Consider the following 20012-nt stretch of genomic DNA (forward strand, 5'->3'; position numbering starts at 1 on the left):
TGCGTCGCGCCGCGACCGAAAGCTCGACCGAGAGGGCGGCGACCGCCCATTTCCAGGGCTCCTGTCGCGCCCCGACCGCTCCGGCTCCGCCCGCCCGTCCTCGATCACGAGCACGCGGTGCTCCGCCCGGTCAGCCCACGCAGGAGTGCGGCTCCCTCTGGCGGCACAGGAACCCCGGGCCGTTCAGCCGGGCTTCGGCCCGCAAGGGCTTGCCCGCTCTGCCGTCCTTCACGGTCTGGCAGGAGTAGTGCGTCCTGACGAAGGCGGGCACCAGGACGGCCTTCGGAATGTCACCGCACCGCACGAGGTCGGGGGCGTAGTAGGTATAGAGCGCGTTGGCGGCTCCATCTCGCGTGATGATCCCCGTACGGGGTTCGGCGGACCACTGCACGTCGTTTCCGAACCGGTCCTTCGAAGCGCCCACCAGGACGTCCCACTCGATCCTCAGGCCTTCGTACGTGCTCACGCACACGGCCTCGGCCCCCTTCCTCAGCGTGAGACCGGCCGGGCACCGGGCCGTGGTCGTCCCGGCGGTGTTGGCCATGGCGAGGGTCTTCTCGCGCAGGCCGAAGGCGACGCGCTCGTGGAAGGCGGCACCGGCCGGCGGCGACGGGTGCGGTCCGCCGGCCGGCAGCGGCACCGGCTTCACGATCTTCTGCGGCAGTTCCGGGAAGGCGGTACTTCGGGCGGCGCTGTGGTCCGCGCCGGTTCCGCAGCCGGTGAGCAGCAGGCCGACGAGCCCGGCGGTCACGATGGTATTCATGCGCATGTAGGCACCAGTAGTGAGGGAGAGGGACCCGGCCGCCCATCGGCGCACGTCCGGCCGGCGCCTATTGCGTGGCCGCCGGTTCGTACGCGTCCGCGTCCAGGATCGAGATCTCCAGCTTGCGCAGCAGCCGCGCCAGCTGGCGGCGTTCCGAGGGGGAGAGCCCACCGAGCATCCGGCGTTCGTTGTCGAGATGCTCGGCGAAGACGGTGTCGACCGTGGCGAGGCCCTTCCCGGTGAGACGCGAGTAGACGACCCGGCGGTCGTCGGCGTCCCGTTCGCGGACGATCAGGCCGTCCTTCTCCAGACGGTCGATCCGCAGTGTCACGCCTGCCGACGAGACCAGCCCGGAGTCGGCGAGCTGACCGGCCGTCAGCCGATAGGGCTCGCCCGACCGGCGCAGCGCGGTCAGCACGTCGAAGCCCGCCACCGACAGCCCATGGCGTTCGATGGACGCGGTGAGCCTGGAGCTGTAGCGCAGGAACGAACGGTGCAGCCGTGCCAGGACCTCCAACGGGCTGGTGTCCAGCTCCGGCCGTTCACGCGCCCAGTCCTCGATCACGCTCGCGACGGCGTCCCGGTCCGCCGGCCTTGATGCAGCCATCCTCACCCCTCGCACGGATCCCGCCGATTTCTCATGGCCTGAGAATCTTACCGCTGAAGGGAAGAGGCCTGGCGACGGAGGGCGTGTCGTCAGGTCCTCTCCCGGGAGAACGCCGCCTCGGTGCCTGGACCACCACGACGGCGCACAGCGCGGCCGCAGCGGGGCGGCGGTATTCCGGCAGAGTACGGGCGAGGCCGCCCCTTTTAGGCCGACCGCCCCCGGCCCGTCACCTGGTGGCGCACCGGCCGCGTCAGGAGTTGAGTTCCTCCAGCGTCCTGCCCTTCGTCTCGACGGCGAACCACGCGATCACGGCCCCCACCGCTGCCACCGCGGCGAGCTGCGCGAAGACCAGGGCCAGGCTGCCGCCCGCTCCGATGATCGCTCCGACCGTCACCGGACCGAGGATGACGCCGATCCGGTTCCACAGGCCGCCGAAGGCGGCGCCCCTGGCCCGGTTGGCCGTGGGGTACAGCTCGGGGGAGTACAGGTAGAGCGCCGCGTTGATCGCGTACAGGAAGAAGGTCGTGCAGGAGGCGAAGAGTGCGACCTGGGCGCCCGACGTCGCGCCGGCCAGGGCGAGCACGCCGAGCGAGAGTACGGTGCCGACGAGCGCGCCGACCAGCGCCGGCCTGCGGCCGAGCCGGTCGATCAGCAGGGCCACGACGAAGGTGCCGAGCAGACCGGTGACATTGCTCAGCAGCGTGTAGACCAGGGCCGTGGTGAGATCCAGGCCGAACTGCTTGGTGTAGAGCGACGGCAGCCAGGTCGATATGCCGTGGTTGACGTAGTACGCGACGAACCACAGGCCCGACAGGACCGCCGTGCGCCGCAGATACCGCCCCCTGAACAGTTCGGACAAGCGGCCCCGGACCGTCTCCTCGGGTGCGTCCGTGCCGGGGGAGGGCGGGGGGAGCTCCTCGGCGGTGGCGCGTGCGACCTCCGCCTCGATGCGGGAGATGGCCGCCTCCGCCTCTGCCGTACGCCCACGGGCCAGCAGCCAGCGCGGGGACTCCGCGACCTGCCGGGGCAGGGCGGCGGCGATCAGTACCGGGAGCGTGCCGACGACGAACATCGCGCGCCAGCCGAAGGTGGGGACCACCCACACTGCGAGCAGGGTGGCGGCCGCGAGGCCGGCCGGGAAGATCATTTCGTAGAGCAGTACGAAGCGGCCCCGCTTGTCGGAGCGGGCGATCTCGTTGATGTACGTCGCGGCCACGGGCACCACGCCGCCGATGCCCAGCCCCTGCACGAACCGGAACAGCGAGAACGTCCCGATGTCGTGGGAGAAGGCCACGGCGAGGCTGGCCAGACCCGTGACGGCCACGCCGAGGGCCACGGTCCGCACACGGCCGATCCGGTCGCCCAGCCAGCCGGCGACCAAGGCCCCGAGCAGCATCCCGACGGAGGCCGAGGTGACCGCGAACGTGGCCTGGCCGGTCGTCAGGTGCCATTCCTTCATCAGGACGGGCAGTGCGGAGGCGGCCAGCAGCTGGTCGAACGCCTCGAAAAAGGTGACGGCGCCGATGAGGAAGCGGACTTTGACGTGCCAGCGTGAATGCGGCAGTCGTTCAAGTCGCGCGGCAATGGAGCCGAGCCCGGGCTTGCCGGCCACAGTCGTCATGGAGGAGGTCCTTCCGCGGACAGATGAGTTGCGGAGACAGTAGGGGCCGTTGTCTAAGCGGTCAATGGTTAAGGGCTTAGGAACGTATGCCCGGCAACCCGACGCCCATCATCTGTGCAGTCGCTGCTGAGCTCAAGGCGGATCAGGCAACGATTTCGCTGCGGGGTCTTGCGGCGAGAAACTTAAGCGCTTAGATTTCTAGCACTTCACCAGTTCCGGAGGGCGGCAGCACGCCGAGCGTGTCCGCATCCGGGGCCCACGCCCTTCCCGCCGCCTCGCCCGGAGGTCCACCCGTGCTCCAGTTCCCCACCGACATCCTGATCGCGGGCCAGTGGCGACGCGGTGCGGGCGAGCCCGTCGACACCGTCGACCCGGCGACGGGCCAGGTCCTCGCCACCGTGCACTCGGCCTCCGCCGCCGAGGTCGCCGAAGCGGCCGAGGCCGCGGCGAAGGCGGTGGCCGACCCGGCCTGGCGCGACCTGCTCGCCCACGAACGCGCCAGGGTGCTGCACCGCATCGCCGAGCTGACCGAGCAGGCGGCCGACGAGCTCTCCGCTCTGCAGACCGCGGACACCGGCAAGACACTGACCGAGACCCGCGCCCTCGCCCTCAGCGCGGCAGGCACCTTCCGCTACATGGCGGCAGCCCTGGAGACGGCGCAGGACTCGGTCACACCGTCCCGCGGCCCCTACGTCACCATGAGCGTGCACGAACCGGTCGGCGTCGTCGGCGCGATCAACCCCTGGAACTCCCCGGTCGCCAGCGACGCACAGAAGATCGCCCCCGCCCTCGCCGCCGGAAACGCGGTGCTGCTCAAGCCCGCCGCCTGGACGCCCCTGGTCTCCCTCGCCCTCGGCCGGCTGATCAGCCGGGCGCTCGAAGAGTTCCGCCTGCCCGCCGCCCTGCTGTCGGTGCTGCCCGGAAGCGGGCGTGTGGTCGGCGACGCCATCGTGCGCCACCCCCTCGTCACCCGCATCGGATTCACCGGCGGCACCGAGACCGGGCGGTCCATCGCAGCGGCGGCCGCCCACAAACTCGTCCCCGCCTCCCTGGAGCTCGGCGGCAAGTCACCGACGATCGTGCGCGCCGACGCCGACGTCGAGCAGGCCCTGGCCGGTGTGCTGTTCGGGATCTTCTCCTCCAGCGGGCAGTCCTGCATCGCCGGCTCCCGGCTCTTCGTGGCCCGCGGGATCTACGACTCCTTCGTCGGTGAACTCGTCGAGCGCGTACGCGCACTGCGCGTCGGCCCCGGCACCGAACAGGGCACCCAGGTCGGCCCGCTGGTGCACCACCGCCACCGCGACTCCGTGGCCGCCTACGTCGACCTCGCCCGCTCGGAGGGCGCGCGGGTCCTGTGCGGCGGCTCGGCACCCACGGGGGAGCGGTACGAGGGCGGGGCGTACTACCTCCCGACCGTCCTGGACGGACTGGCCAACACCTCCCGCACCTGCCAGGAGGAGATCTTCGGCCCCGTCCTGGTGGCCCTGCCCTACGACGACGAGGACGACCTGGTCCGCCAGGCCAACGACTCCGTCTACGGCCTGGCCTGTGGGATCTGGACCCGGGACCTGCGAGCCGCCTGGCGGATCGCACGCCGGATCGAGGCCGGCACCGTCTGGATCAACACGTACAAGCAGTTCAGCGCCTCCACCCCGTTCAGCGGATGGAAGGACAGCGGCCTCGGTACGGAGAAGGGCCGCGACGCGATCCGCGCCTACCAGCGGCAGAAATCCCTGTACTGGGGCACCTCCGACGCCCCGCTGCCCTGGGCCGGCTGACCCGGCACGCACGCACCCCCGTACGTACGCCCGCCCGTCTGGAGAGACTGATGCACCAACCACCCCCCGGCCCGATCGCCCGGCTCCGCTCGCTGCGGTACGTCGAGCTGCACACCCCCGCCTTCGCCGAGGCCGCCGACTTCTACGAAGAGGTCTGGGGTCTGGAGACCGTCGAGTCCGACACCGGCGCGCGCTGGCTGCGCGGCACCGGCGACGAGCACCACGTCCTCCACCTGGCGGAGCGGGAGCGGGTCGGCCTCGGCCGGATCGCCTTCGCCGTCGCGACCCCGGCCGAGGTCGACGAGGCGGTGCGGCGCCTCGAAGCACGTGCCATCGTCCCCGTCGCCGGCCCCGGCCCGCTGGAACAGGCGGGCGGCGGCTACGGACTGCGCTTCACCGACCCCGAGGGGCGTCTCATCGAGATCAGCGCCCAGGTCCAGGCGGTCGTCCCGCGCGGCAGGGACGGCGCCGTGCCCGTCGGGGTGACCCACGCCGTGCTCAACACCACCGACATCGACGCCGCCGTCACCTTCTACAGCGAGGTACTCGGACTGCGCGTCTCCGACTGGTCCGAGCACCAGATGGCCTTCCTGCGCTGCAACACCGACCACCACTGCATCGCGTTCAACCAGGCCGAATGGACCTCGCTGAACCACGTGGCGTACGAGATGACCTCGGTCGACCACTTCATGCGAGGCCTGGGACGACTGCGCCACCACGGGATCACCCCCCAGTGGGGCCCCGGCCGGCACGGGCCGGGCAACAACACCTTCTCCTACTTCACCGACCCGTCCGGACTGGTCTGCGAGTACACCTCCGAGGTCGCCCAGATCGTCGAGGACGCCTGGATCGCCCGCGTGTGGCGACGGGTGCCGGACCTGTCCGACCTGTGGGGGACGGCCGGCCCGCCGTCGAAGGAGATCCGCTGCCACATGGCGGGCACACCGGACCCCGGTCCGCTCGCTCCCCTCGACGCCCAGGAGGCCACCGCATGAGCACCGTACGCAAGGTCGGCATCGTCGGCTGGGGTGCGATCGGCCGGGTCGTCGGCAGCGCACTCGCCCAGGGGCGGGTACAGGGCGCCGAGCTCGAGTGCATCGTCGACAACCGCCCGCTCGGCGAGGCCGCGCCGGCCCGGCAGGTCTCCTTCGAGCATGCCCTGGAGGCCTGCGACCTGATCGTGGAGGCCGCGGGCCAGGGCGTCGTACGGGAGTGGGGCGAGCGGGTGCTGGCCTCCGGCACCGACCTGCTGATCGCCTCCACCGGTGCGCTGACCGACGAGGAGCTCGCGAAGCGGCTGCTCGCGGCGGGCCCCGGCCGGGTGTACTTCACCGGCGGTGCGGTCGGCGGCCTCGACCTGCTCCAGGCCGTTCGCTCCCTCGGCCCGCTGGACGAGGTGCGGCTGACCACCACCAAGCTGCCTTCCACCCTCGAACAGCCGTGGATGGAAGAGGAGTTGCTGACCCGGATGCGGACGGCGACGGGGCCGGTCGAGGTCATGTCCGGCACCGCCCGCGAGGTCCCGGTCAAATTCCCCAAGTCGACGAACGTGGCCGCCTCGGTCGCGCTGGCCGTCGGCGACCTGGACGCTGTGCGGGTCCAGGTCGTCGCCGACCCGGCGGCGCACCACACCCGCCATGTGATCGAGGCCTCCGGCGCCCACGGCTCCTACCGGTTCGAGGTCGCCCACCTGCCCGACCCGGGCAACCCCGCCACCAGCCAGGTGGTTCCGTACGCCGTCCTGCGCAGCCTCGCCGCGCTCGCCGGCCGGACCGGGCAGATCCTGTGAGCGCCCGCACCGAAGCCGGGCCGGCCCTCCACGTCGAGGAGGCCGGCGACCGGGGCCCCCTGCTGCTGTGCCTGCACGGGATCGGCTCGTCCTCGGCCGCGTTCGCCCCGCAGCTCGCCGAACTCTCCTCGTACGTACGGGTCGTGGCCTGGGACGCCCCCGGATACGCGCAGTCCGCCGACCCGGAGACCCCCTACGGCCTCGACGACTTCGCGGACGCGGCCGCCCGGGTCATCCGCGAGCGCGCCGGCACCGCCCACGTGCTCGGAGTCTCCTGGGGCGGAGTGATCGCCCTGCGGCTCGCCGCCCGTCACCCGGAGCTCGTCGCCTCGCTCGTCGTCGCCGACTCCAGCGCCGGCTCGGGCACGGACCCGGCCAAGGCGCAGGGCATGCGGGCCCGGGCCGCCGAGCTCGCCGCGCTCGGCCCGCGCGCCTTCGCCGAGGCCCGCGGCCCGCGCCTGGTGTCGCCCGGCGCGCCGGACGCACTGGTGCGCCGGGTCGTGGACACCATGGCGTCCTCGGTGCGGCTGCCGGGCTACGCGTACGCCGCCGAGTCCATGGCCGCCGCCGACCTGCGCGCGGAACTCCCCTCGATCGCCGCACCCACCCTCGTCCTGTGCGGCGAGCAGGACACGGTCACCGGCATCGAGGCGAGCCAGGCCATCGCCGGGGCCGTCCACAAGACCGCCTACGTGATCGTCAAGGACGCCGGTCACCTGGCCAACCAGGAGCAGCCCGGGCACTTCAACGCCTGGGTCCTCTCCCACCTCCGCATCACCGCCTCCATCCCCGAGTAGGAGCCCTCCCATGCCTCTCAACACCACCGCGTACGACAACGGCGACGACCTGTCGGCGTACACCGACTCCCTCATCGCCACCAAGGAGTCCCGGGTCGCCGACTTCGACACCCTCTCCTTCCAGGAGAAGGCCGGCCCGCAGTTCCGCCGCGGCCAGATCCGCTACGTCGGCTCCGGCGCGACCGGGAACCACGAGAGCGACAGCCGCATCCTCCCGTCCGGCGGATTCACCTTCTCCAACATGCTGCTGCCCCCCGGCGCCGAGGGCCCGGCCCACACCCACCACGACGTGGAGGAGGCCTTCTTCGTCCTGGAGGGCGAGGTCAAGGTCGGTATCCACCGAGGTCCCGACGAGGCCGAGTACCGCACCCTCGGCTACCGGGACATGATCGTCGTCCCGGCCGGTGTGACCCGCTCCCTCAAGAACGAGGGCGACACCGACGCCCTGTTCTGCGTCGTCATCGGCACGCAGAAGCCGCAGGTGCCGACCTACCCCGAGTACTCACCGATGCACGGCGTCACCCGTGGCTGACCAGCCCCCGGCCGACCGGCGCACCGTCGTCGTCACCGGGGCGGGCCGTGGCCTGGGACTGGCCATGGCCCGCCGGGCGGGTGCGGACGGCTTCCGGGTCGTCGTCGCCGAGCTGGAGCGCGAGCGGGGCGAGCGCGCCGTCGCGGAACTGCTCGCCGACGGCCTGGACGCCCACTTCGTCCGCTGCGACGTCGCCGACCCAGCCTCCGTGGACGCCCTCGCCGAGGCGGTGCGCCGGCTGGGCGCCCTGCACGGTCTGGTGAACAACGCGGCCCTCGCCAACGGCGTCGGCGGCAAGGAGTTCCAGGACATCGACGTCGAGGTGTGGGACCGGCTGATGACGGTCAACGCCCGCAGCCCCTGGCTGGTGTCCAAGGCCCTGTACCCGCTCTTCTCCGGCCCCGGCCGCATTGTCAACATCGCCTCGGACGCCGCCCTGTACGGCTCCCCGCGCCTCGCCCACTACATCGCCTCCAAGGGCGCGGTCATCGCACTGACCCGGGCCATGGCACGCGAGCTCGGCGACAAGGGGATCACCGTGAACGCGGTGGCCCCCGGCCTCACCGAGTGCGAGGCGACCGAGACCGTACCCGCCGAGCGGCACGACCTCTACCGCCTGAACCGGGCCGTCTCGCGGCCCCAGCGGCCCGACGACATCACCGGGATCGTCTCCTTCCTGCTCGGCGACGGATCCAGCTATCTGACCGGACAGGTGATCGCCGTCAACGGCGGCTTCACCATGAACTGACCCACAGGAGAAACGCGTTATGGATCTGGGCCTCGCCGACCGCACCATCGTGGTCACCGGCGGCAGCTCGGGCGTCGGCCTGGCCACGGTCCGCGCCCTGCTCGACGAAGGCGCCCGCGTCGCCACCTGCGGCCGCGACGCGGACCGGCTGGCCAGGGCGGCAGCCCGGCTCGGCACCGGACACGACCGCCTGCTCACGGGAGTCTGCGACGTACGGGACGCCGACGCGGTACGCGACTTCGTGCGGCGCACCGCCGAGGAGTTCGGCTCCGTCGACGGACTCGTCAACAACGCCGGCCAGTCCCGGATGAAAGGGCTCGACGACTCCACCGCCGAGGACTGGCGCGACGAGCTGGAGCTCAAGTTCGCCGGGGTGCTGAACCCCGTGCACGCCGCCCGCCCCTATCTCGCCGCCTCCGACGCGGCGAGTGTCGTCAACATCAACGCGGTGCTCGCCAAGCAGCCCGAACCCCGGCTGATCACCACGAGCGCCGCGCGCGCCGGCATCCTCAACCTCTCCAAATCCCTGTCGGCCGCACTGGCCGGCGACGGCATCAGGGTCAACTCCGTCTGCCTCGGACTCATCGACACCGGCCAGTGGACCCGGCGTCACGCCGCCGCCGGCTCCGGCACGACCTACGAAGCCTGGCAGGCGGAACTGGCCGCCGACCGGGGTATCGCACTCGGCCGGCTCGGCCGGGCCGAGGAGGTCGCCTACGCGGTCCTCACCCTGCTCTCACCCCGGGCCTCCTACATCACCGGCACCGGCATCGACGTCTGCGGCGGCGTCGGCCGCTCCATCCTCTGAGGAGACACCCATGCGTCACGACAACGGAGGCGATCTCCTCGTCACCGTCCTGCGCGAACTCGGCGTGGACACCGTCTTCGGCATCGTCAGCGTGCACAACCTGCCGCTCGTCGAGGCCGTCGACCGCGAACTGCGGTTCGTACCCGTCCGGCACGAGGCATCCGCGGTGAACGCCGCCGACGCCTACGGGCGGGCCCGCTCCGGCCTGGGCTGCGCACTGACCTCCACCGGCACCGGCGCGGGCAACGCCGCCGGGTCGCTGATCGAATCGCTCAGCGCCGGCAGCTCCGTGCTGCACATCACCGGCCAGGTGGAGAGCCAGTTCCTCGGCAGCGGAAGGGGCTTCATCCACGAGACCAAGGACCAGCTCGGCATGCTGACCGCCGTCTCCTCCTACGCGGCGAGCGTGCCGGACACGGAGCAGGCGGGCCGCATCCTGCGCGAGGCGGCCCGTTCGGCGCTCACCGCGCCCGGTGGTCCGGCCAGCGTCGAATGGCCCATCGACCTGCAGTACGCGGCACAGACCGACGAGCCCGCCCGGACCTCGGCCACCGGTACGGCCCCCGGCCCCGAAGCCGGTGACCTCTCCGCCGCCGGAGCCCTTCTCGCCTCGGCCCGCCGCCCGCTGGTCTGGGCCGGAGGCGGCGCGACGGCCGCCCGCGACGAGCTGGCCCTGCTCCTGGAGGCGACCGGCGCCGGGCTGCTCACCTCCAACTCCGGGCGCGGCACCGTCCCCGAGGACCACCCGCAGGTCATCGGCAACTTCGCCACCACCCCGGCGGTGCGCGCGCTGCTCGCCGACGCGGACGTCCTGCTCACCGTCGGGACACACTTCCGCTCCAACGAGACGGCCGACTACACCCTGGAACTCCCCGGGGCGCACATCCAGATCGACATCGACGCCGCCGCGCTCAGCCGTGTCTACCCGGCAGCCCACGCACTGCACGGCGAGGCGGCGGGCGTCCTGACCGGTCTGTTGCCGCACGCCGGGACGGCGGAGCCCGGCTGGGCGGGCCGGGTCGCCGCCGTACGGGCCGAGGTGCGGGAAGCACTGCACACCGGCATCGGGCCGCAGGCCGCGATCTGCGACGCGATCCGGGCCGCACTGCCCCGCGAAGCCGTCGTCGCCCGCGATGTCACCATCCCCTCCAGCAGCTGGGGCAACCGGCTTCTGGAGATGTACGACCCCCGGGACAACATCTTCCCCCGGGGCGGGGGCATCGGGCAGGGACTCGGCATGGGTATCGGTGCGGCACTCGCCCGGCCCGGCGCCCCCACCGTCGTGATCGCCGGGGACGGCGGGCTCGCCGTCCACCTCGGCGAGCTCCTCACCCTGGCCCAGGAGCGGCCCCGCCTGACTCTGATCGTCTTCAACGACGGCGGCTACGGCGTCCTGCGCAACATGCAGGACCGCTACAGCGAACGACGCTCGGGGGTCGACCTCGTCACTCCCGACTTCGAGCTCCTCGCCCGCGCCTGCGGCCTGCCCTACGCCCGCATCGCCGCCGAGGAGCACGCCGGCCCGGTGCTCGCACACGCCGTCGCCTCGGACGGGCCGACGCTCGTCGAGGTCGACCTGTCGGCGCTCGGCCCGATGAAGAACCCGTTCACCCCGCCCGTGAGGATCCCGGGCCGGTGACCAGGCCACCCGGACTGCCGGTAAGGAGGCACCAGGCCATGAGTGACCCCACGCTGCACCTGATCGTCCGCCGCATGACATGGGAGGCCGAGGGCGTCCTGTCCGTCGAGCTGGCCCGTCCCGACGGCAAACCGCTCCCCGCGTGGACGCCCGGCGCCCACATCGACGTCCACGTCGGCGGCCAGGTCCGCCAGTACAGCCTGTGCGGCGACCCGCACGACGCGGACGTCTACCGCATAGGCGTGCTCAACGAGCCCGCGTCACGCGGCGGTTCGCGCCACGTCCACACCCGGCTGCGCCCCGGGCAGCCGGTCACGGTCTCCGAGCCGCGCAACCACTTCGCCCTGGAGGACGCCGCCGGCTACGTGTTCGTCGCCGGCGGCATCGGGATCACCCCGCTGCTGGCCATGGCCAGGGAGGCCGCCCGGCGGGGAGCCGCCTGGCGGATGGTGTACGGCGGCCGGAGCCGCGCCTCCATGGCGTTCACCCCGGAACTGGCGGCGCTCGGCGGTGACGTCACCCTCGTCCCCCAGGACGAACGCGGCCACATCGACCTGGACACCGCCCTCGCCGACCTGCCCACCGGCACGCTGGTGTACTCCTGCGGCCCCGAGCCCCTGCTCGCCGCCGTGGAGGAGCGCTGCCCCCAGGACCGGCTGCGCCTCGAACGCTTCAGCGCACCGGCCGTGGAACGCACCGGCGACGACGAGGCGTTCGAGGTCGAGTTCCGTACGTCCGGTGTGACGCTGACCGTCGGCGCCGGCACGTCCGTCATCGACGCGGCGGAGAGCGCCGGACTCACCGTGGAGAGCTCCTGCCGCGAAGGCATCTGCGGCTCCTGCGAGACCAGGGTGCTCGACGGCACCCCCGACCACCGCGACTTCCTGCTCAGCGAGGCCGAGCGCGCGGCCGGCACCACGATGATGATCTGCGTCTCGCGGTGCGCCTCCGGCCGACTCGTCCTCGACCTGTGACACCTTCCTCCGCACCCTCAGGAGACACACCGTGACCGACACCTGGCCCCGCCTGGACGTCCACCAGTCCCGTACGCACGAGCCGACCCCGTACGAGTACAAGCTCGCCGCGACGCTGGAGGAGGTCTTCACGCGCGAGGGACACGAACTGGCCGACGTCGTGCGCGGCCTCAACACCCGCCAGGTCCACGCCGCCGACGGCGCACCGTGGACCGAGGAGTCCTTCCGCGCCGAGATGAACCGACTGGGAGCCTGACCATGACGCTGTCGTCCTCCGCCACCGCGGACCACATCTACGCCACCGGACTGCGCAACCAGTGGCACGCCGTCGTCCCCTCGCACCACGTCGCCCCCGGCGCGATGCGCAAGGTGACGGCACTCGGCGAGCAGTGGCTGCTCTTCCGCCGCTCCGACGGCGTCCTGTCCATGCTCGCCGACCGCTGCCCGCACCGCGGTGCCCCGCTGTCGCTCGGCAAACACCTCGGTGACCGGGTGGCCTGCTGGTACCACGGCGTCGAGGTCGAGCCCGACGGCACGGTCTCCTCGGTCCCCGGGCTGCCAGGCTGCGGCCTGGAGGGCAAGAAGCTGGTGACCTCGCTGCCCGTGCGGGAGGTCGCGGGCGCGATCCTCGCCTACTTCGGAGACGAGGAACACCCGGAGCCCGTCGAGCTCACCCTGCCGGAGCCGCTCACCGACCCCGAGGTGGACGCGTTCCTGTGCTACGCGGAGTGGAACGCCCCCTGGCGCTACGCCGTGGAGAACCTCCTCGACCCGATGCACGGCGCCTTCCTCCACCACGAGTCGCACACGATGTCCGACGGGGACACGACGGCCAAGTTCCGCATCCGCGAGACGGCGCGCGGGTACTTCTTCGAGAAGACCGACCAGCGCGGCGTCAACTTCGACTGGGTGGAGCTCTGCCGCACCGGCGTCGACTGGGTCGACCTCTCCATCCCGTACCCGCCGTCGGCCGGCCCCGGCGGGCCGTTCGGCATCGTCGGCATGGTCTGCCCGGTGGACGAGCGGCGCAGCGGTGTCTTCTTCTGGCGCTACCGCCGGGTCGCGGACTGGCAGCGCGCGTCGTGGCGTTTCCTGTACCGGACGGTGATCGAGCAGCGTCACTGGGACGTCCTGGAGCAGGACCGCGTGATGCTGGAGGCCATGCCGGCCGACGCCGACCAGCGCGAGAACCTCTACCAGCACGACCTCGGGGTGGTACGGCTGCGGAGGCTGTACCGGGCGGCGGCAGAGGCCCAGTCGGCGGCCGGCGCCTGAGCCAGGGGCCCGGCCGCGCCGGGCGGGCCGCGCACGACGGGCCGCGCCGGACGAGCGGGCAGGCGCGGGCGGTTCGGGCGGCCCACCCGTGGGCGGGGCCGTGCCGCACCGGAGCCGTCCCGGCGTCCGGTGCGGCACCGGAACGTGGGCGCCTCAGGGAGTGAGTCTCCAGCGGCTGCCCTTCGACGCCGCCACCAGCTCCGCCACCGTCGCGAACTTGACCCGGGGCCGGCCGTCCTGGCGTCCACGGGCCAGCTCGGCCCGGTCGATCGCCGCCAGGCCACGGGCGTCGACGACCGCGCGGTTACGCCGTCTCACCAGCCGCCGGAAGGCCTTCGCTTCGTACCGCGGCGTGGGCAGCGCGCCCTGGACGGCGTCGGCCAGAAGGGAGCCCACGGTCTCGGCGGCGCAGGTGCGGTTGGCGCCGATGCCACCCGAAGGGCCGCGCTTGATCCATCCCACGACGTACGTCCCCGGCCGCCCCGTCACGCGACCGCTCTCGTGCGGGACGGTTCCCGTGGACTCGTCGAACGGCAGTCCGGCGACCGGTGTCCCGCGGTAGCCGACGGCCCGCAGCAGCATGCCGGCCGGGATCTCCGGCCGGTCCGGGCCGCCCGTGACCCGTACGGCACGGACGCCGGGTCCGCCCAGCGCCTCCACGGCTTCGGAGTGGAAGCGGAAGACGATCCGCCGGCCCGGCGCGGGTGCGAGCGACCAGTCGACCGACTCGCGGGTGACCCCCTGCAGGACCGCGGCCTTGTCACCCTCGCCCGCCGCGTCGATCGACATGCCGACCCTCGGGTCGTGGTCGTCCACGACCAACTCCACGCCCGGCAGGTGCTTGAGCGCCAGCAGTTCCGACCGCGTGTACGCCGCCTCCTGAGGCCCACGCCGGCCCAGCAGCACCACCTCGCGCACGCCGCCGGAGCGCAGGGCGTCGAGTGCGTGAGCGGCGATGTCGCTGCCTGCCAGGGTCTCCGGGTCCGAGACCAGGATGCGGGCCGCGTCGAGTGCGACGTTGCCGTTGCCGACCACGACCACCCGGTCCGTGGACGGATCGACGGTGCCGGGCGGGGTCTCGGGGTGGGCGTTGTACCAGGAGACGAACGTCGTGGCGGTGAGGCTGCCGGTCAGGTCCTCGCCCGGGATGCCGAGACGGCGGCCGGTGGACGCGCCGACGGCGTAGACGACCGCGTCGTGGTGCTCGGCGAGTTCCTCCGGCGTGATGTCCACGCCGACGTCGAGTCCGAGGTGCATACGCACGCGCGGATGCGTGTGGAACCTCGCGAAGGTGTCGCCGGCCTTCTTGGTGGACAGGTGGTCGGGCGCGACGCCGTAGCGTATGAGCCCGCCCGCGACGGGCAGCCGGTCGATCAGCGTCACCTCCGCGTCGGTGTGCAGCAGAAGGTCCTCGGCCGCGTACATGCCGGCCGGGCCCGTACCCACCACCGCCACCCGGATCCGCGCGAAGTCGGAGGGAAGACTGCGTGCGAAGGCCGGTTCGCCCCACACGTGGAAGTTCGGGCCGGGGTCGACGGATTCGGGCTCCCGGTCCGCGAAGTAGGCCGCGTTGATCGGTCCGTACTCCTGCTGCGCCCCGGTCAGGCTATCCACCGGGAAGACCGCGTCCACCGGGCAGGCGTCGGCGCAGGCGCCGCAGTCGATGCAGGATTTCGGGTCGATGTACAGCATCTCCGTCCTCCCGAAGTCCTCCTCCTCCGGCGTCGGATGGATGCAGTTGACGGGGCACACCGCGATGCAGGTGGCGTCGCTGCAGCACGTCTGGGTGATGGCGTAGGTCATGTCGTCCGCTCAGATCAGGTGGGCACGCTTGTAGAAGATCAGCGCCGGCTTGGTGAGCAGGCGGGCCGAGGCCAGGAAGTCCATGAGCCCCGAACAGCTCGAGCGCATCATCGCCTTGTGGTGCTCGTTGGCCTTCGCCTCACCGATGGCACGCTTCCCGTCGAGGCCGGCGTCGGCGTAGACGGCCTTGTTGACCATGCTGGTGACGATGACGTACGAGGCGATCGCGATGACGAAGGCGTGGATGTGACGTCGCACCCGGCCGGCCTTGGCGAGGTGCCGGCGCGTCTCGGCGCGGGCGAACTTCATGTGCCGTGATTCCTCCACGACATGGATGTTGTTGATGGTGCGCACGAACGGCACCACCCGCTCGTCGCGCATCCAGTCGCGCTGCATGACGTCGAGAACCTCTTCGGCCACGAGGATGGCCGCGTACGCCGCCTCCCCGAAGGCGACCGTCTTGAAGGCCCGCCCCAGCTCGACCGCGAGCCGGTGCGGCCGGTAGGCGGGCGCTCCCAGCTTCTGCGCCCCGCGGGCGAACATGATCGAGTGCCGGCACTCCTCGGCTATCTCGGTCAGCGCCCACTGGACATCGGCGCCCGTCGGATCCTTGGCGTAGACGTCACGGAGCACCATCTGCTGGAGGATCATCTCGAACCAGATGCCCGTGCTGGCCACCGACGCGGCTTCGTGGCGGGTCAGTTCCCTGCGCTGGGCCTCGCTCATCTCCTCCCAGTACGCCGTGCCGTACAGCGTGCTCCACTCGGGGCTGGCGCCGTGGAAGTCCTTGTCCAGCGGGGTCTCCCAGTCGACCTCCGTGGCGGGGTCGTACGCCAGCGTCGCCGCCGAGTCGAGCAGACGGCGGGCCACTTCGTGCTCGTCGGGCCGGTCCTGGGCATCCGGTCGAACGGTGCTGCTTGCCATGGTGCGGCTCCTCGGTTCGCGTGGGGTTCCTTCGTCGGGGCGGGCACGTGGGCCGGTGAGGGCGCCGGGGCCCGTGGCGCCTGACACGGGCGTACGGGACGCGAGGCACCCGGGGCGGGTTCGCCGCCCCTGGGCGCCGTGCGCGTGTGTGGCCCGGGGGAGTGGGTGTTCGTGCCTACGCTGTCGGCGGGGCGGAGCAACTCCGTTCGCACACAGCGCTGCTGACACAACGTGCTGCTCGTGTTCGCCTCGCCGCCATGACCGACACCTCCGGTGGATCACTGCGGGGCAGCGCCCCGCCCCGGCTTGTTAGACGCAAGGTATAGCAAGGATGCCGGACGGGCCTACCCCCCGGTAGGGAAGAGGTGCGCTCCTCCGCATTTTCTTTGCTTCTCCGGCCCGTTGACGACTTCGCGGGGGGTCGGGCCGGGCGGCGGGGAGGGGTCCGGAGGCCCGGTGTGGATGCGCCCGGAGGGTGCCCGTGTTCGTGATATCGAACATTGTTCGCAATTTCAGCGCGAGTCATTGACGCCCGGTTGTGCCCCGCCTACGGTCCCGTCCGAAGTGACGAGCGGGCTTCGATATACCGAACACGCGCGTCCGGTCGTGCGCTGCCCACCCTCCCCCTGTCCGCGCGTAGGAGCCCTCCATGAGCCCCCACACCTCCCGGTCCGCGCTCGCGCGCTGACCCCGGCCCAGGGTCGCGAAGACCGTCCCCTCCTCAGAGACGAGCCGCCATGCATCCACCTCACCTCAGCCGGCGCCGAGCCCTCGCGGGCGGTGTCGGCGCCCTGGCCTCCGCAGGAGCCCTCGGCTCCCTGTCCGGCTGCGCCGCGCCCGCAACGGCCGTCGGGGCCGGGCAGACCCGGCTGCGGTACTGGCACCTGTTCGGCGGCGGCGACGGCGTCAACATGCAGTCGATGCTGGCGGACTTCCGCGCCGAACATCCGGCCATCGCCCTGGAGGCCGCGACGCTCCAGTGGGGCGCCCCGTACTACACCAAGCTCGGTATGGCGGGAGCCGGCGGCCGGGCGCCCGAGCTCGCCGTCCTGCACCTGGCCCGGCTCGCGGGCTTCGCTCCCGGCAGGCTCATCGACCCCTTCGACCTCGGACTGCTGGCCGAACACGGCGTGCGCGAGGAGGACTTCCCCCAGGACATCTGGCGTCGGGGTCAGGTGGGCGGCAAGCAGTACGCCGTGCCCCTCGACACCCACCCCTTCGTCCTCTACTACCAGACCGAGGTGTGCGAGAAGGCCGGGCTCATGTCGGGCGGCAGGCTCAAGCCGGTCAGCGGCGCATCCGGGTTCACCGACGCACTGCGAGCCGCGAAGAAGGTGACAGGGCAGCCGGCGCTGGTGACCGAGACGCTCGGCCCCGACTGCATCACCCCCTGGCGGCTCTTCTCCACCTTCTACGCGCAGACCGGGGGCACCGTCCTCTCCGCGGACGGCAAGCGCCTCGCGCTCGACGACGCCAAGGCACTGCGGGTGCTGGAGTACCTTGCCTCCCTCGTCGAGGAAGGGCTGATGGTGCGCCGCGCAGACTACGCCGCCTCCGTCGGCGTCTTCAACGGTGGCAGGACCGCCTTCCACCTCAACGGCGAATGGGAGGTCACCACCTTCCGGACCGCCGGCATCCCGTTCTCCATGACCCGTGTGCCCGCCCTCTTCGGCAGCGCCGCCACACAGGCCGACTGCCACACGTTCGTCCTGCCGCACCAGGACGACCGCGGCGGAGCGACCGACGAGGCCGCGCACGCCCTCGTCGCCTGGATGCTGCGCCACTCGTCCACCTGGGCCGAGGGCGGCCACGTACCGGCCTACCTGCCCGCGCTCGAGGAACCCGCCTACCTGGCCCTGAAGCCGCAGTCCGAGTACCGCGACGTCATCGACGACGTGGCGCTCGACGAGCCCGCCTGGTTCACCGGCTCCGCCTCCCGCATGTGGATCGAGCTGGGAGCCGTGTTCTCCGGCGTCCTCACCGGTTCCCGCACCCCCCGCGGCGCGCTGACCGAGGCCAAGGCCCGCCTGCGCACGCTTCTCGACACCCCGAACCCCCTTCCGGGAGCCGCGTCATGACCTCCACCACCGCGGCGCCGCCCTCCGTGGCGAAGCAGTCCGGGGGAGCGCCCGGCCCCCGGCCCCGCTCCGTGCGCAGGAAGTGGACCGAACACGGGCTGGTGTTCATCGCCCCCTTCCTCCTCGTGTACGCCGTGTTCCTGATCTGGCCGCTGGTCTCGGGCCTCGGCATGAGCCTGACCAGCCAGGACATCACCGGCAGCGGAGGGGAGTTCGTCGGCCTCGACAACTACGCCGAGGCGATGGGCGACCCGGAGGTGTGGTCCTCGCTGTGGAACACCGTCTGGTTCACCGTCCTGTCGACCGTCCCGCTGGTCCTCGTCGGCCTGGGGCTCGCCCTGCTGGCCCACCAGCTGAGCGTGGTGCAGTGGCTCTGGCGGCTCAGCTGGTTCGCCCCCTTCCTGCTGCCGTCCGGTGTCGTCTGCCTGCTCTTCGCGCAGATGATCTTCCCGTCCGGCTTCGGTCTCGCCGACCAGATGCTCGCCTCCGTCGGCCTCGAACCGGGCATCGGATGGCTCAGCGACGAGCGGTACGCCATGCTCTCCGTCGTCGCGACCACCGTCTGGTGGACGGTCGGCTTCAACTTCCTGCTCTACCTCGCCGCGCTGCAGGCCATCCCGACCCACCTGTACGAGGCCGCCGAGCTGGACGGGGCGGGCGCCTGGCACCGCCTGTGGCACATCACCCTGCCGCTGCTCCGCCGCACCACCGGACTGGTCGTGGTCCTCCAGGTACTGGCTTCACTGAAGATCTTCGACCAGGTCTACATCATGACCGGCGGAGGTCCGGACGACTCCACCCGGCCCATCCTGCAGTACGTCTACCAACAGGGCTTCACGGGCTACCGCATCGGCTACGCCTCGGCCGTCTCCTACATCTTCTTCGCCCTGATCCTGACCGTCTCCCTGGTGCAGCCGCTGCTGTCCCGGCGCCGAGCTGAGGAGGCCGCGAAGTGAGCGGATCCGTCACCGTCACCCCCGCGCCCCGCCCCGAGCGCTCCGCCGGCACCGAGGGACGGCGCCGGCGCTGGACCCCCGGCAGGATCGTCCTGCTCGTCATCGCCCTGGTCCTCACGGCGGCCTGGCTCGTCCCCCTGCTCTGGGCCGTCGCCACCTCCCTGAAACCGGAGGGGGAGACGACGAAGACCCCCCTCGCATGGATCGGCTCCCGCCTCACGTTCGACGCGTACGCCAAGGTCTGGGAGTCCGGCGACCTGCTGCGCTGGCTCATGAACTCGGCGTACATCTCCCTCATGACGACCGTGCTGACCGTCGTGACGTGCGCCATGGCGGCGTACGGGTTCACCCGCACCGACTTCCGCGGCCGGCGGCTGCTGTACGGGCTGGTGCTCGCCGGCATCATGGTGCCCCCGCAGGTGCTCATCGCGCCGCTGTTCCACGAGATGGTCCAGCTGGGCCTCGTCGACACCTACTGGGGCGTGATCCTTCCGCAGGTGGCCGTGCCGGCCATGGTGTTCATCCTGGTGAAGTTCTTCGAGGGCGTGCCGAGGGAGCTGGAGGAGGCGGCCTTCGTGGACGGCGCAGGGCGCTGGCGGGTGTTCTGGACGATCGTGATCCCCCTCTCCAGGCCCGTCCTGGCGGCCGTGGCGATCTTCACCTTCATCTCCACCTGGAACAACTTCCTGTGGCCGTTCCTGGTGACCACCGACCCCAACGGCATGACCCTGCCCGTCGGACTCGTCAGCGTCCAGTCGTCCTTCGGTGTGCGCTACGCACAGATCATGGCCTCGCTGGTGATCGCGGGGCTGCCCCTCCTGGTCGTCTTCGCGCTCTTCCAGCGCCAGATCGTCCGCGGCATCGCGCACACCGGACTCGCAGGCCAGTAGCAGCCCGGGGCGCCTGGGTCACGGCCCGCT

19 protein-coding genes are annotated in these 20012 nt (G+C 71.8%); 14 read left to right on the forward strand and 5 right to left on the reverse strand.

Annotation, left to right across the window (positions count from 1 at the left end):
• Positions 1–130 precede the first annotated feature (130 nt).
• The 3 genes from QFZ58_RS32510 to QFZ58_RS32520 form a co-directional block, all read right to left on the reverse strand.
• Positions 131–763 (reverse strand): hypothetical protein, encoded by a 633-nt coding sequence (locus QFZ58_RS32510; protein WP_307128446.1) that lies wholly within the window; start codon positions 761–763, stop codon positions 131–133.
• A gap of 67 nt (positions 764–830) precedes the next feature.
• Positions 831–1370: a MarR family winged helix-turn-helix transcriptional regulator gene (locus tag QFZ58_RS32515; protein ID WP_307128447.1), complete on the reverse strand. Its 540-nt coding sequence runs from the start codon at positions 1368–1370 to the stop codon at positions 831–833.
• Between the two features lie 250 nt (positions 1371–1620).
• Complete coding sequence (locus tag QFZ58_RS32520) at positions 1621–2991, reverse strand: MFS transporter (RefSeq protein ID WP_307128448.1); 1371 nt, start codon at positions 2989–2991, stop codon at positions 1621–1623.
• A 293-nt stretch (positions 2992–3284) separates the two neighbouring features.
• On the opposite strand from QFZ58_RS32520, the gene QFZ58_RS32525 reads away from it, so the two are divergent.
• Genes QFZ58_RS32525 through QFZ58_RS32575 form a run of 11 tightly spaced genes read left to right on the forward strand, consistent with a single transcriptional unit; the run spans position 3285 to position 13331 of the window.
• Positions 3285–4769, forward strand: coding sequence for an aldehyde dehydrogenase (locus QFZ58_RS32525; protein WP_307128449.1), 1485 nt, complete (start codon positions 3285–3287; stop codon positions 4767–4769).
• A 50-nt stretch (positions 4770–4819) separates the two neighbouring features.
• Complete coding sequence (locus tag QFZ58_RS32530; RefSeq protein WP_307128450.1) at positions 4820–5764, forward strand: VOC family protein; 945 nt, start codon at positions 4820–4822, stop codon at positions 5762–5764.
• On the forward strand, positions 5761–6558 hold the full coding sequence (locus QFZ58_RS32535; protein WP_307128451.1) for an aspartate dehydrogenase domain-containing protein: 798 nt from the start codon (positions 5761–5763) through the stop codon (positions 6556–6558). Before QFZ58_RS32530 ends, QFZ58_RS32535 begins: the two co-directional genes overlap by 4 nt.
• Complete coding sequence (locus QFZ58_RS32540; protein ID WP_307128452.1) at positions 6555–7355, forward strand: alpha/beta fold hydrolase; 801 nt, start codon at positions 6555–6557, stop codon at positions 7353–7355. The genes QFZ58_RS32535 and QFZ58_RS32540 overlap by 4 nt, the downstream gene beginning before the upstream one ends.
• Positions 7356–7365: 10 nt before the next feature.
• On the forward strand, positions 7366–7887 hold the full coding sequence (locus QFZ58_RS32545) for a cupin domain-containing protein (RefSeq protein WP_307128453.1): 522 nt from the start codon (positions 7366–7368) through the stop codon (positions 7885–7887).
• Positions 7880–8635, forward strand: coding sequence for an SDR family oxidoreductase (locus tag QFZ58_RS32550; RefSeq protein ID WP_307128454.1), 756 nt, complete (start codon positions 7880–7882; stop codon positions 8633–8635). Before QFZ58_RS32545 ends, QFZ58_RS32550 begins: the two co-directional genes overlap by 8 nt.
• Before the next feature lie 19 nt (positions 8636–8654).
• Complete coding sequence (locus QFZ58_RS32555; RefSeq protein ID WP_307128455.1) at positions 8655–9443, forward strand: SDR family oxidoreductase; 789 nt, start codon at positions 8655–8657, stop codon at positions 9441–9443.
• A 10-nt stretch (positions 9444–9453) separates the two neighbouring features.
• Positions 9454–11082, forward strand: coding sequence for a thiamine pyrophosphate-binding protein (locus QFZ58_RS32560; RefSeq protein WP_307128456.1), 1629 nt, complete (start codon positions 9454–9456; stop codon positions 11080–11082).
• A 38-nt stretch (positions 11083–11120) separates the two neighbouring features.
• Entirely contained in the window at positions 11121–12056 is a 936-nt protein-coding gene (locus QFZ58_RS32565) for a PDR/VanB family oxidoreductase (RefSeq protein WP_307128457.1), read from the forward strand.
• A 31-nt stretch (positions 12057–12087) separates the two neighbouring features.
• The gene (locus QFZ58_RS32570; protein ID WP_307128458.1) at positions 12088–12312 is read left to right on the forward strand and encodes a recombinase-like helix-turn-helix domain-containing protein; all 225 of its coding nucleotides are present in this window, start codon (positions 12088–12090) and stop codon (positions 12310–12312) included.
• Between the two features lie 2 nt (positions 12313–12314).
• Positions 12315–13331, forward strand: a complete 1017-nt coding sequence (locus QFZ58_RS32575; RefSeq protein ID WP_307128459.1) for an aromatic ring-hydroxylating dioxygenase subunit alpha — start codon at positions 12315–12317, stop codon at positions 13329–13331.
• Positions 13332–13484: 153 nt separating this feature from the next.
• On the opposite strand, the gene QFZ58_RS32580 is transcribed toward QFZ58_RS32575, so the two are convergent.
• Together QFZ58_RS32580 and QFZ58_RS32585 are read right to left on the reverse strand one after the other, a co-directional pair.
• The gene (locus QFZ58_RS32580; protein ID WP_307128460.1) at positions 13485–15134 is read right to left on the reverse strand and encodes an FAD-dependent oxidoreductase; all 1650 of its coding nucleotides are present in this window, start codon (positions 15132–15134) and stop codon (positions 13485–13487) included.
• 9 nt (positions 15135–15143) lie between these two features.
• Positions 15144–16058 (reverse strand): diiron oxygenase, encoded by a 915-nt coding sequence (locus tag QFZ58_RS32585; protein WP_307128461.1) that lies wholly within the window; start codon positions 16056–16058, stop codon positions 15144–15146.
• 737 nt (positions 16059–16795) lie between these two features.
• On the opposite strand from QFZ58_RS32585, the gene QFZ58_RS32590 reads away from it, so the two are divergent.
• From QFZ58_RS32590 to QFZ58_RS32600, 3 genes are read left to right on the forward strand one after another with little or no spacing between them, the layout of a single operon-like run.
• Positions 16796–18136 (forward strand): extracellular solute-binding protein, encoded by a 1341-nt coding sequence (locus tag QFZ58_RS32590; RefSeq protein ID WP_307128462.1) that lies wholly within the window; start codon positions 16796–16798, stop codon positions 18134–18136.
• Positions 18133–19092: a carbohydrate ABC transporter permease gene (locus QFZ58_RS32595; RefSeq protein ID WP_307128463.1), complete on the forward strand. Its 960-nt coding sequence runs from the start codon at positions 18133–18135 to the stop codon at positions 19090–19092. The genes QFZ58_RS32590 and QFZ58_RS32595 overlap by 4 nt, the downstream gene beginning before the upstream one ends.
• Positions 19089–19982, forward strand: coding sequence for a carbohydrate ABC transporter permease (locus QFZ58_RS32600; RefSeq protein ID WP_307128464.1), 894 nt, complete (start codon positions 19089–19091; stop codon positions 19980–19982). Before QFZ58_RS32595 ends, QFZ58_RS32600 begins: the two co-directional genes overlap by 4 nt.
• The last annotated feature ends 30 nt before the right edge of the window (positions 19983–20012 follow it).

Source organism: Streptomyces sp. B1I3, assembly GCF_030816615.1.
GTDB lineage: Bacteria > Actinomycetota > Actinomycetes > Streptomycetales > Streptomycetaceae > Streptomyces.